Here is a 16359-nt window from a genome sequence, read left to right on the forward strand (position 1 = left end):
CGAAGGCATAAGCGGGGAGTCGCATGCAGACCCTGAGCGCGAAAGACGCGAAGTATGGCTTTGGGCGATTGATTGACCTGGCTCGCGCCGAACCTGTTGCGGTCGCCAAGCATGGTCGGCCCGTCGTTGTGGTGATGTCGGTGGAGGAGTTCGAGCGGTTGAAGGCAGTCGACGAGCAAGCGAAATCTCCCCAAAAGAAGGGAAATACCTGAAGTGGCAATCAAGAAATCCGACCTCTACTCCTCGATCTGGGCTTCGTGCGACGAGCTCCGAGGCGGCATGGATGCCAGTCAGTACAAAGACTACGTTCTGTTCATGCTGTTCATAAAGTACATCACCGACAAGTACGGGAACAGCAGTGACTTCGCTCCTCCGGTGACGATCCCGAAAGGCGCGAGCTTCACGGACATGGTCGCGCTGAAGGGAAAAAGCGACATCGGGGACAAGATCAACACCCAGATCATCCAGCCCCTCATTGAAGCCAACACACGGCTCGCCCGCAGCGACTTCCCCGATTTCAACGACCCGAACAAGCTTGGCGAAGGCCAGGCGATGGTCGATCGCCTCACCAACCTGATCGGCATCTTTCAGAAGCCCGAACTCGACTTCTCTGAGAACCGAGCCGACCACGACGACATCCTTGGCGATGCCTATGAATATCTGATGCGGCACTTCGCGACCCAAAGCGGAAAGAGCAAGGGGCAGTTCTACACGCCATCGGAAGTAAGCCGCGTCATCGCGCAGGTGATCGGTATCTCACCGCAGAACACCAAGGCTGCGACCACGGCTTACGATCCGACCTGTGGCTCGGGCTCGCTGCTCCTGAAGGTCGCAGCGCAGGCCCGCAAGCACATCACGCTCGAAGGACAGGAGAAGGATGTGACCACCGCGGGCCTCGCCCGCATGAACATGATCCTGCACGATTTCCCGACGGCCAATATCCTCTCGGGCAATACGCTGGCCTCGCCGAAGTTCAAGGACGGCGAGAAACTGCGCACCTACGACTACGTTGTCGCCAATCCGCCATTCTCCGATAAGACGTGGACGTCGGGCCTTACTCCGTCGACGGATCCCTTTGAGCGCTTCGCTTGGGGTGAGCCGCCCGCCAAGCAAGGCGACTACGCCTATCTGCTCCACATCATTCGCTCGATGAAGGGCTCAGGGAAGGCAGCCTGCATCCTCCCGCACGGTGTCCTCTTTCGCGGAAATGCCGAGGCCACGATCCGACAGCAGCTTGTCCGCTCCGGCTATCTGAAGGGAATTATCGGGCTGCCTGCGAACCTCTTCTACGGCACCGGCATCCCGGCCTGCATCCTGGTTCTCGACAAGGAAAATGCCGCAGCCCGCAAAGGCGTGTTCATGATCGACGCCTCCAAGGGGTTCATCAAAGCAGGCCCCAAGAACCGCCTGCGCGAGCAGGACATCCACCGCATCGTCGACACGTTCACCAAACAGGCCGATGTTCCGCGCTACGCCCGGATGGTGCCGCTGGCCGAAATCGCTAATCCGAAAAACGACTTCAACCTCAATCTGCCACGCTACATCGACAGCACAGAGCCGGAAGATATCCAGGACATCGACGGCCATCTGCGCGGAGGGATACCGGAGCCCGATCTCGATGCGCTCGGCGCGTATTGGAAGGTGCTTCCCAGTGTGCGCGGGATCCTCTTCGAGTCTGCGGGTCGCCCCGGCTATTCCCGCCTGAAGCTATCGCTCGCCGACGTGAAACCCGCCATTCTCGGTCACGCCGAGTTCGCCGCATTCCAGCGGCATGCGGCAGGACTCTTCGCCGACTGGAGCAAGGAGACCACGCTGCGCCTGAGCGACTTCGGCAAGGAGGGCCACCCAAAGGAACTGATCGAGACCATCGCGGAGCTACTGCTCACCACGTTCCGAAAAGCCCCGCTGCTCGACGCCTACGACGTGTACCAGCACCTCATGGATTATTGGGCAGAGGCGATGCAGGACGACGCTTATTTGATCGCCGCCGACGGCTGGGTGAAGGGCGCACAGCCGCGTGAGATCATTCAGGTCAAGGACAAGAACAACAAGCTCACCTGGCCGGAATCGCACGACTATCTGAAGGGCAGACGGCGCTTCAAGTCGGACCTAGTTCCCGCGCCGATTCTCGTGGCCCGTTACTTCGCAGCCGAACGCGATGCCATCGAAGCGCTCGACACCCAGCTCATTTTGCTGGAGCAGCAGCTCGAAGAGATGCTGGAGGAAAACAGCGGCGAGGACGGACTTCTGACCGAAGTGATCGAGGGCGAGGGCGACAAGCAGAAGATCATTGCCAAAGCGGTGAAGGCTCGGCTGAAGGAGATCGGCAAAGACCCACTCTACGAAGACGAGCGCGCCGCCCTTGAGGCTTATGCTGATCTGCTCGAGCGGCAGACCAAGGCCAAGGCCAGGCGCAAGGCGGAGCAGGAGGCCTTGGACAAGAAGATCGACGCCAAATACCCCAAGCTCACCGAGGCGGAGATCAAGACGCTGGTGATCGACGACAAGTGGATGGCGCGGCTGTCGGCCGCCGTGCAGGGCGAGATCGATAGCGTCTCTCAGAACCTTGCCGACCGGGTTTGGCAGCTAGCCGAACGCTATTCCAAGCCGCTTCCGAGGTTGACCGAGGAAGTGGAGACGCTTTCCACCCGGGTCGAAGAACATCTAAGAGCGATGGGTGCCGCATGGATGTGAGGCCTGGCTACAAGCGGACGGAGATAGGAATCGTCCCGGATGAGTGGGAGTTGAAGCCATTCCGTGAGCTCTTCACATTTCAGAACGGAGTCAACGCAGACAAGGGCTCCTATGGGCAAGGCACTCGCTTCATCAATGTTCTAGAGCCGATTACTTATTCGCACATTCACGGTCCGGAAATACCAGGGCGGGTGACGCTCCCCGAGTTCGTCTTGGCCTCAGCTGCAGTGAAGCGCGGCGATGTTCTCTTCAATCGGACATCAGAGACTGACACCGAGATCGGCTTGGCGGCTACGTACGTCGGAACTGAGCGTGTCGTGTTCGGCGGCTTCGTAATTCGCGGTCGACCTATCGGCAACGATTTAGACGCTCTGTATTCAGGCTACGCGCTCCGCGCGCCGCTCATCCGATCACAAGTCATTCCCATGGGCCAAGGCGCTATTCGAGCGAATATCGGCCAAGGGGATCTGAGACGCGTCATAGCGCCAATTCCACCACTTCCAGAACAACGCGCCATCGCGGCGGCGTTAAGCGATGTCGATTCGCTTCTCGGCGGGCTGGACCGCCTGATTGCCAAGAAGCGCGGCCTGTATGCTGGCGCGATGCAGCGCCTGCTGACCGGTAAGACCCGACTGCCCGGGTTCAGCGTCCCATGGCATGTGAAGCGTCTAGGCGATCATGTCTCCTTCCTTCGCAATGGCGTGCATTCGCGCGCCCAGCTTACAGTCAACGACCCGGTTTGCTATCTCCACTATGGCGACATCCATGTCACATCATCGATCCGTCTTGACCTTCGCAGTGCCAAGATGCCGCGCCTTCCGGCGGGCGCCGCTGCGCGCCTGCCTCGTCTTGAGGATGGTGACGTCGTGTTTGTCGACGCCTCCGAAGATCTCCTTGGCGTGGGGAAATCACTTGAGATCGAAGGTGCCTACGGTGTCGAGGCGGTAGCTGGGCAGCACACGATTGCAGCCCGCTTCGACAAGCTCGTGCTCGCCGACGGCTACAAGGGATACCTGCAATTTGTACCAGCCTTCATCGCCCATCTTCGGAGGCTGGCGGCAGGCACGAAGGTCTACGCCACAAATCGCAAGCACATCGCGAGCGCAGAGATCGCACTTCCCGAGCCGGACGAGCAGAGAGCCATCGCCCGCGTCCTGTCGGACATGGAAGCCGAAATTGCTGCACTTGAGGCGAGGCTCGCAAAGACCCGAGACATCAAGCAGGCCATGATGCAGGCGTTGCTGACGGGCCGCGTGCGCCTGCCTGTTCCAGCGGTAGAGGCATGTGAACAGGAGGCCGCCCATGCCTGATCGCCCCCGCAGCGAACGCGCGACACAGGACCGCCTCGCAGCCCTCATCACGCGCCCTGAGGATCAAGGCGGTCTGGGTTATCGGCACCTGGGTGACTGGTCGAAGCGCGAGGGGAACCGTGCCATCGAGGCGGACCTGCTGCGCGACAATCTGGCCGCACGCGGCTATTCGCCGGCCCATATCTCGGCCGCGCTGCAAAGGCTCGAGACCGCCGCGGACTCGACCGGCATTACGCTGTATCAGGCCAACCTGCGTACATACCAATTGCTTCGCTACGGCGTGCCAGTGCAAATCGCAGCGGGCCAGGCGCACGAAACGGTGCACCTCATCGACTGGCAGCACCCGGAAAAGAACGACTTCGCCCTCGCCGAGGAGGTGACGCTGAAAGGCGGCCACCAGCGCCGACCTGACATCGTGCTTTATCTCAATGGTCTTGCCATTGCGGTCATCGAGTTGAAGCGCAGTTCGGTGGAGCTGGCCGATGGTGTGCGCCAGCTCATCACGAACCAGGAAGAAATCTTCAACAAAGGCTTCTTCAGCACCGCGCAGCTCCTGCTGGCGGGAAGCGACTCGCAGGGCCTGCGTTACGGAACGACGGGCACGCCTGAGCAGTTCTTCGTGACGTGGAAGGACGAAGCGGCCTCGGGTGCGCCAGCCACTGCGGGGGCGCTGCTCGATCGGCCGCTTGCCCAGATGTGCAACAAGGCCAGGCTGCTCGACCTGATCCGAAATTTCGTCATCTTTGATGCCGGCCACAAAAAGGTGCCGCGGCCGCATCAATTCTTCGCCGTGAAGGCCGCACAGGAACGCATTGGCAGGCGCGAGGGCGGTGTCATCTGGCACACTCAGGGCAGTGGCAAGAGCATCCTGATGGTGCTGATCGCCAAATGGCTGATGGAGCACGACCCGGAAGCTCGCATTCTCGTCATCACCGACCGCGACGAACTGGACAAGCAGATCGAAGGGGTGATGAAAAACGCGGGCGTGATCGGCGCGGAGTCGCCATCGCCGCGCATTACCTCGCGGGCGGAGTTCGCGGAGAAGCTCGGAGCCGCCACGCCGCGTCTGCTATGCGCGCTTATCCACAAGTTTGACGCGGCAGACCTGAAGGGCGATCCTCCCCCTGTCACAGGGCGCTTCTACGTGTTCGTGGACGAGTGCCACCGCACGCAGGGCGGCGACATGAACAAGCAGATGAAGCGCTGGCTCGAGGGCGCGGTCTTCATCGGCTTCACGGGCACGCCGCTTCTGCGCAAGGACAAGCAGATGACGCGGGACGTCTTCGGCACCTACATCCACACCTACAAGTTTCATGAGGGCGTTGCCGACGGCGTCATCCTCGACTTGAAATACGAGGCACGCGACGTACCGCAACGTCTCACCTCGCAGGCCGCCATCGATCAGTGGTTCGAGCAGAAGACCAAGGGCCTGAACAATTTTCAGAAGGCTGTTCTGCGCAAGCGCTGGGCGACGATGGAACAGCTAATGAGCGCTGCGGAGCGCAAGCAGCGCGTCATTGCGGACATCATCGAGGACTTCAGCCTAAAACCCCGCCTGAACAATGACCGCGGGACGGCAATCCTGGTCGCACCGTCGATCTATGACGCATGCCACTACTTCCGTCTGTTTCAGAATACGAGCTTCGGCTCGTATTGTGGGATCGTCACATCTTACGAGCCGAACCACAACGCGATCTCCCGCGAGCCAGCCAATAGCGACGAGCGCTACAAATTCGATACCTACACCAAGCATGTACTGCGGCCGGGCCAGACCACCAAACAGTACGAGGATGAGGTGAAGCGGCGCTTCATCGAGGAGCCCGCGAACATAAAGCTGCTGATCGTTGTCAGCAAGCTCCTCACCGGCTTCGATGCGCCAAGTTGCACGTATATCTACCTCGACAACGAACTGCGCGACCACAATCTGTTCCAAGCCATCTGCCGCACCAACCGACTTGATGGCGAAGACAAGGACTACGGCCACATCGTTGATTTCAAGGAATTGTTCGGCGACGTGCAGCAGGCGATCGCAGTTTACAGCTCAGACGAGTTGGACATCGACGAGGGCAGAGGCGGAGAGAACAACGTCCATCTCAAGAACTGGCTGGAGGAAGGTAAACGGCGGCTCGACGAAGCCCGCGGAGGCCTGCGTTACCTGTGCGAACCCGTCCCATTGCCGCGTGAAGTTGAGCAGTTTCTTCATTATTTCTGCGGCGATGCTGCGAACCCAAACGCGCTCAGTGAGACCGAGCCGTTGCGGGTTTCGTTCTACAAGGCGGTGGCGGTTTTTGTTCGAGCCTTTGCTGCCATCGCGCAGGACCTCACCGAAGCCGGATACTCTGACGCGGACGCAGCCGCCTTGCAGAAGGAAGCGGAGTTCTACGGCGAGATCCGCTCCGCCATCAAGAAGCACTCGGGCGAGGAACTCGACATCAAGCCTTACGAAGCGGATATGCGGCATCTGCTAAATACCTATGTCCAAGCCGACCCGGCGGCCGACCTGGGGGAGCTGGACCAGCTCCCGCTGACCGAGCTCATCATCGAGACGGGAATCCACGACGCAATTGCGCGAAAGCTCAACGAGAAGGGCAAGCTCACGAAGAATGCCATTGCCGAGGGGATCATCAACAACGTCCGCAAAACAATCATCCGGGACCAGCTCACCGATCCCCGATTCTACGATCACATGTCGAAGCTTTTGGACGATCTGATCAAGCAGAGCCGGGCAGACGCAGCCGCCTATGAGGAGTTCCTCCGCAAGGCGGAAGAGCTGGTCAAGAGGCTGGCTTCGAAGCAACCAGACGCAGGCGTTCCTTCAGCGCTGCATGGCAAGCGGGAAGCGACGGTCGTCTTCAACAACCTCGCATCGATATCGGCCTCAACATTCCAGTGCCCTGCAAATGACGATGACAAGGCCGCACTGGCCCTGCGGATCGATCTGGCCGTTAGGGAACGCGCACCCGCGGGATGGAAGGGCGACCAGGCACGCGAGGCGCAGGTACTCAATGCCCTGTTTCCCATTCTTGACCGCGATCGCGATGCAACGTTGGCGCTGTTCGAGATCATCAAGAATCAGCCGGGTTACTGATGACGGAAACGATCCAGCTCGGCGACATAACCATCGCGATGACCCGCAAGGACATCAAAAACGTCCATCTGTCGGTGCATCCGCCGAGCGGGCGGGTCACCCTTGTTGCGCCTCTGGCGACCCGCCCGGAAGTGGCCCGGGCCTATGCGGCATCCAAGATTGGCTGGATCCGGGACCAGCAGGCGAAATTGCTCGGGCAGGCCCGGGAAACACCGCGCCAATTTGTCGAGCGAGAGAGCCACTATCTGTGGGGACGGCGCTATCTACTTTCCATCGTTGAGAAGGACGTAAAGCCTTTCGTTCGGCTGGACCATCGCAGGATCACACTCACGGTCCGTCCCGGAAGCTCGCCCGCGAAGCGGGAAGAGGTCATGCAGGAGTGGCATCGGTCACTGCTACATGAAGCTGTCCCTCCGCTGATACGAAAGTGGGAAGCGAAGCTCGGCGTCGACGTCGCCGGCTACTTCCTCCAGCGCATGAAGACGAAATGGGGCGGGTGCAACCCTCGCCATCGAAATATTCGCCTGAACACCGAGCTGGTGAAGAAGCCGAAAGACCTGCTGGAATATGTCGTCGTGCACGAGATGGTCCATCTCATCGAACCGAAGCACAGCGAACGCTTCGTAGCAAAGATGACGGAGTATTACCCGACATGGCGGGATGCTCGCGCAGAGCTCAATGAACTGCCCTTGGCGGCAGAGAATTGGATAGAATGACTTATCTGCGTCATGTATGTCGGACTGTCCGCACTGTGGTTGGACCAGATACTAATCGACGACTGAGAAAAGTTTTTTGGCGGTCCACCTTCACTGAGTTTTTGTTGCCGCCTTTGCATGAAAAAGGGGCGGAATGAACAAGCCCCGCTCGATAAACATTTTCCTTCTTGATGGGGATCCGAACGGCATTCGGGTGGCGCAAATCTCGATGTCGACGATCCAGGCGATAGCCTTCCGCCGCAACCAGCTTCGACGGGTTCGCGAAGCCTTTCCAGAGATCGAGCGGCCGGGCGTATATATCCTCATCGGCAACGACGAAGACGTTCAAGACCGACAGCTTGCATACATCGGCGAGTCCGAAGGCATTGGCGCTCGCCTGTCGTATCACAACTCAAATGAGGCCGGGCGAGACGCCAAGGGTTTCTGGATCGATACTGTGATCCTCATCAGCAAGGACGAGAACCTGACCAAGAGCCACGCTCGCTATGTCGAGGCTTGCCTGATCCGCGGCGTTGGGAGCAATCCGCGCTGGACCATCCCCAACTCGCGGACACCGTCCGACGACGCCGGCAAGCTGCCTCTGCCCGACCGCGCCGCGATGGAGGAGTTCGTGGATCAGACAAAAACGCTAGTCGGTGCGCTTGGTTGGGATCTGTTCCGTGAAATTCGCGGGCGAACGCCAGATCCGATGTTGGAGCGGGATCTGCCTAAGGCTAGCGCCCATGAGAGCCCCCGGTTTTTCTTTCGCGGCGAGGGGTTCACGGCTGATATGGAGATTGGGCCATCCGGGGACTTTGTCGTTGCAGCCGGATCGAAGGCGAGAGTTCGAACGACGCGAACGATTCCGAGAGGCACAGTTACCCTCAGGAACACCCTCATAGAGAAGGGCGTCCTTCGCGAAGAAGGTGATTTCCTCATCTTCACAAGCGACTACAGCTTCACGTCCGCATCTGCCGCAGCTGCGACCGTCATCGGCGCGAGCGCAAACGGCCGAATTCTCTGGAAGCTTCCCGATGGACGCACCTACGCGGACTGGGAGACGAGCCAAGACGTATCGAACGGGACTTCCAGCTGACATTCACCAGAGAATGGTCCAGGCGTTCGATTTCTGTTCCATAGCGGCGAATGCCACTGAAATCGAAGTGATTAGCTGTGCCAGTCAAAAATTGACACATTTTCAGTCACTTGGATAGAATTCACTAAATCCGCGCAGGCAACAGGTCCGGAGAATATCGGCCCCGAGAGACCGCTTCGGGGCCTCGCGGCGGCAGGGCCAGTGCTCAGCCCCACCCGCATAACCCTCGAAAACAACGGAAAAATCCGGCCGCAGCCGGATCGGGAGAACCATTTCGTTAGGGCAAGTGGCGGAGGCGGTGGGATTCGAACCCACGAGACGGTTGCCCGCCTGCCGGTTTTCAAGACCGGTGCCTTCGACCGCTCGGCCACGCCTCCGACCCGGACGGGCTACACCTCCGGTTGAGGCGCGGCAAGATGGGGCGGTTTGTACGACCGTCACGCAGGAATTCTGGTGTCCGGCGGGTTTGGGTGGATCCAAGGCCGCGGGCCCGGTGGGCGAGGGAGGGAGGGGCGGGCCGAAGACGCCGTCTCTCGACGAGTTGGGGCGGATCGGGACGTTCGTCCTCCCGGAGCTTCTTGACGGGCCATCGCCGTCGGGACCGTCGAGGCCACGGTTGATGCCACCCAGCACGCGCTGCTGGCGGAGTTCGAGAGCATCCACATGGTCCGGGTGCCGCCGCTCGGCGCCTCGCCGACCGACCGAGGCTTCCAGATGGAGCGGGAGATGACCATGAACGCTGTCAACGGCACCTTCCGAGGCGCCGAAACAAGCCCGATGGCGGGCATCCCCGATGTCAAGGACCGGCCGCACGTCTTGTCCGGCTTCCTGAACGAGCGCCGCCCCGTCGTGGTCGATGCGCTTCCGACTGTGGTGGCGCAGGGGACCTATCTCAGGCTTCATTGCCGGCAGGAAACGGGGCTGCGCATGGATTCCATGTCGCCGACATCGTCCGCCTGATCGCAGCGCGGGCGGCCAAGCGGGGCAGGACGGGTGCCGGCGTCCACGACAGGGTCAGCGTGGCGGGACGGTCGATGGGGACTGTCCTATTGGAGCCGCGCTTCCAGACCGGGAGTTGGCCCTCTCGCACACCGTCTCGGCGGCGATGGTCGCCTTGTCGGCCCCAGTCCTGACCTGCATTCCCGAAGCGGCAGCGTCAACCCGGCCCGTCACGTTCGCGTGGGTGCGGCTTGCGGGCGAGGCGCGATCCGGGGCAGGGAAACTCTACCCGAACCCGGAGCTTGCCGATGCTCGACGCCCATGTCCGCCGCCTGATCGACCCGCCGCTGAACCGGCTGGGCCGGGGGCTGGCCGACCGGGGCGTGACCGCGAACGGCGTGACCCTGACGGGCCTCGCGCTGGGCCTGGCCGCCGCCGTCCTGATCGCGCTCGGCGCGCCGGGCTGGGCGCTGCTGCCGCTTCTGGCCTCGCGCCTCGCTGACGGGCTGGACGGCGCCGTGGCCCGGGCGACCCGCAGGACAGATTACGGCGGCTATCTCGATATCTGGTCCGACTTCCTGTTCTACGGCGCCATCCCCTTCGCATTCGCGGTCATGGCCCCCGAGAACGCGCTGCCGGCCGCCTTCCTGCTGCTCAGCTTCTACGTGAACGGCACCTCGTTCCTCGGCTTCGCCACGATGGCCGAGAAGCGCGGGCTGGAAACCTCCGCCCAGGGCGCCAAATCCCTCTATTATTCGGCGGGCCTGCTGGAGGGGACCGAGACGATCGCCTTTTTCGTCCTGCTCTGCCTGCTGCCGGGATGGTTCGCGCCGCTGGCCTGGGCCTTCGGCATTCTCTGCTTCTACACCGCCACCGCCCGCGTGCTGGCCGCGCGCACCGTCTTCCCCGACTGAAGGAGCCCCTCATGCGCCTGCCCCTGATCGCCGCCCTGGCCCTCGCCACCCCCGCCTTCGCCGAGCCCGACCCGACCGACTGGGATGCCGTCCTGGCCGAGGCCGAGGGGCAGACCGTCTACTGGCACGCCTGGGGCGGATCGACGACGACCAACGACTTCATCGCCTGGATTGGCGAGCAGGTGGCCGAGCAGGGCGTGACGCTGGAGCATGTGAAGCTGGCCGACACCGCCGACGCCGTCAGCCTCGTCCTGTCCGAGCGGCAGGCCGGCAAGACCGAGGGCGGCTCGGTCGATCTCATCTGGATCAACGGCGCCAATTTCGCCTCGATGAAGGAGCAGGGTCTGCTCTTCGGCCCCTTCGCCGAGGCGCTGCCCAACTGGCGCTTCGTCGATGCCGGGGGCAAGACGGTGACGACCGACTTCACCATCCCGACCGAGGGCTACGAAAGCCCCTGGGCCATGGCGCAGGTCGTGTTCATCCACGACAGCGAGCGGGTCGCGGAGCCGCCCGCCACCGCCGAGGCGCTGCTCGACTGGGCGCAGGCGAACCCGGGCCGCTTCACCTTCCCGCAGCCGCCCGACTTCCTCGGCACGACCTTCCTCAAGCAGATGCTGATCGAGCTGGTCGAGGATCCGGCCGTCCTGCAGCAGCCGGTCGGCGACGACTATGCCGAGATCGCGGCGCCGCTCTGGGCGTTCATGGACGACCTGACCCCCGTGCTCTGGCGCGAGGGCAGGGCCTATCCGCAGACCGGGCCGCGCCAGCTGCAGCTGATGAACGACGGAGAGGTCGATATCGCGATCAGCTTCTCGCCCGGCGAGGCCACCGCCGCCATCGCAAATTACGAACTGCCGGCCACCGCCCGCACCTACGTGCTGGAGGCGGGGACGCTGGGCAACGCCTCCTTCGTGGCGATCCCGTTCAACGCCAATGCGAAGGCGGGGGCGATGGTCGTCGCCGACACGCTCCTCTCGCCCGAGGCGCAGCTTCGCGCGCAGATGCCGGACGTGCTGGGCTACGGCACCGTGCTCGACATGGATGCCCTGTCCGAGGCGGACCGCGCGGCCTTCGACGCGCTGGACCTCGGCGTGGCCACGCTTTCTCCCGAGGAGCTGGGCCAGGCCCTGCCGGAGCCGCACCCGTCTTGGGCCGAGCGGCTCGCCGCCGATTGGGTCGCCCGCTACGGCGTGGCGAACTGAGGCGCGCCCGTCGGAGGCCGTGCGGCCGGGTCGCCGTCGCATCGTGCCTGTCCGGGACTCCGCGATGAAGGGCAGGGGGCGCGTCGATCCTGATGGCGCGACCTGCGCCCGATCCGTGGTCCCCCTCTAGCCATCGAGGACTCCGCCGATGCTGCGCCCCCTTCCGCTCGCCACGGCCGCGATCCTCTCCGGGCCGGTGCTGCTGGGGCTGCTCGGCACGGTCCTCCCGGCCGTCGGCCTCGGGCCTCTGGGGACGGGGCTGACGCTCGACCCGGTTCGGGAGGTGCTCGCCTGGCCCGGCCTGCCGCAGGCGATGGCGCTGTCGCTCACCTCGGGCCTGCTGTCGACCCTCGGTGCGCTGGCGGTCGCGATGCTGATCCTGGCGGGATGGCATGGCACCCGCGCCTTCACCCTGCTGGAGCGGCTGCTCTCGCCGCTCCTTGCCGTGCCCCACGCCGCCGCCGCGCTGGGCCTCGCCTTCCTGATCGCGCCCTCGGGCTGGATCGCGCGGCTGCCCGCGCTGGCGCTGGGATGGGACGTGCCACCGGACCTCCTGATCGTGCAGGACCGGCTGGGCCTCGCCCTGACCGCCGGGCTGATTGCGAAGGAGCTTCCGTTCCTCCTGCTGATGATGCTCGCTGCGCTGGGCCAGACCGACCAGCGGCGGCGGATGGCTGTGGCGCGCAGTCTGGGGCAGGGGCGGGTCGCGGGCTGGGTCAAGACGGTCTTCCCGTCCCTCTACGCGCAGGTGCGGCTGCCGGTGCTGGTCGTGCTGGTCTACGCCATGACCAACGTGGACGTGGCGCTGATCCTCGGGCCGAACACGCCGCCCACGCTGTCGGTGCAGGTGACGCGCTGGATGACCGACCCGGACCTGGGCCAGCGCGCTGTCGCGGCGGCGGGGGCGGTGGTGCAGCTTGGGCTCGTGCTCGCCGCGCTCTTGGCCTGGCAGATGGGCGAGCGGCTTACCGCACGGCTCGGTCGTGCCTGGGTCTGGTCGGGCCGGGGCCTCGCCGAACGTGCCGCCCGCGCGGCGGGGCTTGCGCTGGGTGTGCTGTCGGCACTGTCGATCCTGCTCGGCATCGCGGCGCTGGCGCTCTGGTCGGTGGCGGCGGGCTGGCGCTTTCCGGACCTTGTCCCCGAGGCGCTGAGCGCGCGCAACTGGATGCGTTTCGGCCCCGAGATGCTGGAGGTCGCGGGCGACACGCTGGCGCTGGCCGCCGTCTCGACGGCCGTCTCGCTGCTGCTGGTGATCGGCTGCCTTGAGGCCGAGCATCGCTTCGGCCTGACGGTCGGGCAGCGGGCGCTCTGGCTGCTCTACCTGCCGCTCCTGATCCCGCAGGTGGCCTTCCTGCCCGGGCTGGTGGCGGCGGCGGGCTCGGTCGGGCTCGGCCCGTCCTGGCCGCTGGTCGCGCTGGGCCATGTCGTCTTCGTCCTGCCCTACGTCTTCCTGTCGCTCTCCGGCCCGTTCCGGGCCTGGGACGGGCGGCTCGCCCGCGTCGCGGCGGGGCTGGGCGCGCGGCCGGACGCGGTGCTGTGGCGGCTGCGGCTTCCGATGCTGCTGGCGCCGGTCCTGACCGCGGTCGCGGTCGGCATGGCGGTCAGCGTCGGGCAGTACCTTCCGACGCTTCTGCTGGGCGGAGGGCGCGTCTCGACGCTCGCCACCGAGGCGGTGGCGCTCGCCGCCGGAGGCAACCGGCGCGCGATCGGCATCTGGGGCCTTGGCCAGACGCTGGCCGCCTTCCTGCCCTTCGCGCTGGCTCTGCTGGTCCCGGCTCTCGTCTGGCGCGACCGCCGGGGGCTGCGCCATGGCTGAGGGACTGCGGCTGGAGGGGGTGCGCCTGAGCCAGGGCGAGCGCAGCCTGCTGGAGATCGACGCCTGCGTCCCTCCCGGCACCGTCACCACGCTGATGGGGCCGAGCGGGTCGGGGAAGTCGACGCTGCTGTCCTTCGTGATGGGCGACCTCGCCCCGGGCTTCCGGGCCGAGGGCCGGGTCACCCTCGACGGGCGCGACCTGACCGGCCTCGCCCCCGAGGCGCGGCACATCGGCATCCTCTACCAGGACCCGCTTCTCTTTCCGCATCTCGACGTCGCCGCGAACCTCGCCTTCGGCCTTCCCCGGGGCGGCCGCCGCGCCGCCCGACGTGCCGCCGTCGAGGCGGCCCTCTCGGAGGTTGCGCTGGAGGGATACGGCCCGCGCGACCCCGCGACCTTGTCGGGCGGGCAGGCCGCCCGCGTCGCTCTGATGCGGGTGCTTCTGTCCGCGCCGCGGGCGCTGCTCCTCGACGAGCCCTTCTCGAAGCTCGACGCCGAGTTGCGGGCCCAGATGCGGGAACTCGTCTTCGACCGCGCGCGGGTGGCGGCCATTCCCGTCCTTCTGGTCACCCATGACGCGGCGGATGCCGAGGCGGCGGGCGGCCCCGTCATCCGCCTATGATCGCCTGCGCCGCCGCCCGCCGCTCTGCTGGTTGAAGCTGACCTGGGGCAGGGGGCCCAGATGCGGGAAGGGCGCCGTCGCATGCGGAATGGCGTTGGCGGCGACGAAATGCTCCTGGAAGCGCGGCGCCACGGCGGTCTCGACCTTGTGGATGCGCCGCACCAGCCCCTCGATCCGGTCGCGGAGCGACCGGTCGCAGAGCGCCATGCGCGCCCCATGCCCTGCCGCGTTGCCCGCGCTGCCGACCTTGTCGAGCGGCGCGTCCGGGATCATCCCAAGCACCATCGCGTGTCTGGGCGAGATATGCGCCCCGAAGGCCCCGGCCAGCGTCACCCGGTCGACGCTGTCGACGCCGGCCTCGTCCATCAGCAGCCGCGCCCCGGCATAGAGAGCCGACTTCGCCAGCTGGATCGCCCGCACGTCGCCCTGAGTGACCAGGATCCGGCGGCCGTCCGCTTCCCACAGCAGGTAGGAATGGGTCCGCCCCTCGGCCACGCAGCGCGCACTGCCCGTCTGCTCGGCCGAGCCGATCAGACCGCCCGCATCCAGCAGGCCGGCAAGCCGCATCTCCGCGACCGCCTCGATGATGCCGGAGCCGCAGATGCCGGTGATCTCGGTCCCGTCGAAGGCGGGATCGTCGGACCAGAGCTCCGACCCGATGACGCGGAAGCGCGGCTCCTTCGTTTCCGGGTCGATCTCCACCCGCTCGATGGCACCCGGCGCGGCGCGCTGGCCGGAGCTGATCTGCGCCCCCTCGAAGGCCGGGCCTGTGGGCGAGGAACAGGCCAGCAGGCCCTTCGAGTTGCCCAGCAGCAGCTCCGCATTGGTGCCGACATCGACGATCAGCGTCATCTCCTCGACCTGGTCGGGCGCTTCCGACAGGGCGACGGCAGCGGCGTCGGCGCCGACATGCCCGGCGATGCAGGGCAGGATATAGGCCCGCGCGCCGGGGGCGAGCACGTCGAGCCCCAAGTCCCGCGCCGGAAGCCGCAGCGCGTCGGAGGTGGCCAGCGCGAAGGGCGACTGCCCCAGCTCGACCGGGTCCACGCCGATCAGCAGATGATGCATGACCGGGTTGCAGACGATCACCGTCTCGACGATGTCGGCGGGCGCGATCCCGGCCTCCTCCGCCAGCTCGCGCGCAAGGTCGGCCAGCGCGACGCGGATGGCCCCGGTCATCTCGGCCGCGCCGCCCGGGTTCATCATCGAATAGCTGACCCGGCTCATCAGATCCTCGCCGAAGCGGATCTGCGGGTTCATCACCCCGCCCGAGGCGAGTACGGCGCCGGTGCCCAGGTCGCAGAGATGCGCCGCGACGGTCGTGGACCCCAGATCGACGGCCAGGCCCAGTGGCGCGTCGGTCCGGAGGCCTGGCCAGATCGCGGCGACCGACGAGGTCTCGTGATTGACCGCGACCGTGACCTTCCAGTCCCCCTTGCGCAGGACGGTCTGCAGCGCCTGAAGGATCGGCAGCGGGACCGTCAGCCCCTCGATCTCCCATTGCGCCTTCAGCGCAGCGCGCAGCCGCTCCAGATCGCCCGAGGGCGCGTCCATGTCCGGCTCTTCCACGGTGACGAAATGAAGCCGGGTGGAGGGGTCGAGCGTGATCGCCCGGTCCGAGGCCGCCTTGCGGACGACCTGCTTGTGGACCTGGCTCTCGCGCGGGACGTCGACGACGATGTCGCCCTCGATGCAGGCCTGGCAGCCGAGCCGCCGGCCGGGGGCCAGCCCGCGCTTTTCATCGTAGCGTTGCTCGACCGCGTTGACCGGCGACAGCGCGCCCTCCGCCACGGTCACCCCGTGCTTCGGGTAGGCGCCCTTTCCGGGCGTGACCTGGCACTTGGAGCAGATGCCCCGCCCGCCGCAGACCGAGTCGAGGTCGACGCCCAGCCGCCGCGCCGCCGCCAGGACGGTGGTCCCGGCGGGGATGCGCCCGCGCTTGCCGGACGGCGTGAAGACGACGAGGGGATCGGTCATGCGCGG

Annotated in this window: 12 protein-coding genes and 1 tRNA gene; 11 read left to right on the plus strand and 2 right to left on the minus strand. The window is 65.1% G+C overall.

The features are described from left to right. Positions 1-23: 23 nt before the first annotated feature. The 6 genes from DR046_RS03125 (at position 24) to DR046_RS03150 (ending at position 8883) form a co-directional block, all read left to right on the plus strand. Positions 24-212, plus strand: coding sequence for a type II toxin-antitoxin system Phd/YefM family antitoxin (locus DR046_RS03125; RefSeq protein WP_115379889.1), 189 nt, complete (start codon positions 24-26; stop codon positions 210-212). Position 213: 1 nt separating this feature from the next. After that, on the plus strand, positions 214-2694 hold the full coding sequence (locus DR046_RS03130; protein ID WP_115379891.1) for an N-6 DNA methylase: 2481 nt from the start codon (positions 214-216) through the stop codon (positions 2692-2694). A 50-nt stretch (positions 2695-2744) separates the two neighbouring features. Continuing rightward, positions 2745-4004 carry a restriction endonuclease subunit S domain-containing protein gene (locus DR046_RS03135; RefSeq protein ID WP_167766853.1) on the plus strand — a complete coding sequence of 420 codons (1260 nt, stop codon included), beginning with the start codon at positions 2745-2747 and terminating at the stop codon, positions 4002-4004. After that, positions 3997-7092 (plus strand): type I restriction endonuclease subunit R, encoded by a 3096-nt coding sequence (locus DR046_RS03140; protein ID WP_115379895.1) that lies wholly within the window; start codon positions 3997-3999, stop codon positions 7090-7092. The genes DR046_RS03135 and DR046_RS03140 overlap by 8 nt, the downstream gene beginning before the upstream one ends. Further along, positions 7092-7808 (plus strand): M48 family metallopeptidase, encoded by a 717-nt coding sequence (locus tag DR046_RS03145; RefSeq protein WP_115379897.1) that lies wholly within the window; start codon positions 7092-7094, stop codon positions 7806-7808. Before DR046_RS03140 ends, DR046_RS03145 begins: the two co-directional genes overlap by 1 nt. A 133-nt stretch (positions 7809-7941) precedes the next feature. Then, positions 7942-8883, plus strand: coding sequence for a GIY-YIG nuclease family protein (locus DR046_RS03150; protein WP_115379899.1), 942 nt, complete (start codon positions 7942-7944; stop codon positions 8881-8883). Between the two features lie 287 nt (positions 8884-9170). Here DR046_RS03150 and DR046_RS03155 read toward each other — a convergent pair. Continuing rightward, a tRNA-Ser gene (locus DR046_RS03155) sits at positions 9171-9260 on the minus strand. Between the two features lie 286 nt (positions 9261-9546). Here DR046_RS03155 and DR046_RS03160 point away from each other — a divergent pair. From DR046_RS03160 to DR046_RS03180, 5 genes are all read left to right on the plus strand, one after another. Next, positions 9547-9843, plus strand: a complete 297-nt coding sequence (locus tag DR046_RS03160) for a hypothetical protein (protein ID WP_115379901.1) — start codon at positions 9547-9549, stop codon at positions 9841-9843. A gap of 287 nt (positions 9844-10130) precedes the next feature. Beyond that, positions 10131-10736 (plus strand): CDP-alcohol phosphatidyltransferase family protein, encoded by a 606-nt coding sequence (locus DR046_RS03165; RefSeq protein ID WP_115379903.1) that lies wholly within the window; start codon positions 10131-10133, stop codon positions 10734-10736. A gap of 11 nt (positions 10737-10747) precedes the next feature. After that, positions 10748-11938, plus strand: coding sequence for an ABC transporter substrate-binding protein (locus DR046_RS03170; RefSeq protein ID WP_115379905.1), 1191 nt, complete (start codon positions 10748-10750; stop codon positions 11936-11938). A 148-nt stretch (positions 11939-12086) separates the two neighbouring features. Beyond that, positions 12087-13754 carry an ABC transporter permease gene (locus tag DR046_RS03175; RefSeq protein WP_115379907.1) on the plus strand — a complete coding sequence of 556 codons (1668 nt, stop codon included), beginning with the start codon at positions 12087-12089 and terminating at the stop codon, positions 13752-13754. Next, entirely contained in the window at positions 13747-14376 is a 630-nt protein-coding gene (locus DR046_RS03180; RefSeq protein WP_115379909.1) for an ATP-binding cassette domain-containing protein, read from the plus strand. The genes DR046_RS03175 and DR046_RS03180 overlap by 8 nt, the downstream gene beginning before the upstream one ends. On the opposite strand, the gene DR046_RS03185 is transcribed toward DR046_RS03180, so the two are convergent. Continuing rightward, complete coding sequence (locus DR046_RS03185; protein WP_115379911.1) at positions 14371-16353, minus strand: ASKHA domain-containing protein; 1983 nt, start codon at positions 16351-16353, stop codon at positions 14371-14373. The genes DR046_RS03180 and DR046_RS03185 overlap by 6 nt on opposite strands. Between the last annotated feature and the right edge of the window lie 6 nt (positions 16354-16359).

Origin of the sequence: Jannaschia formosa (assembly GCF_003340555.1) — a bacterium.
Lineage (GTDB): Bacteria > Pseudomonadota > Alphaproteobacteria > Rhodobacterales > Rhodobacteraceae > Jannaschia > Jannaschia formosa.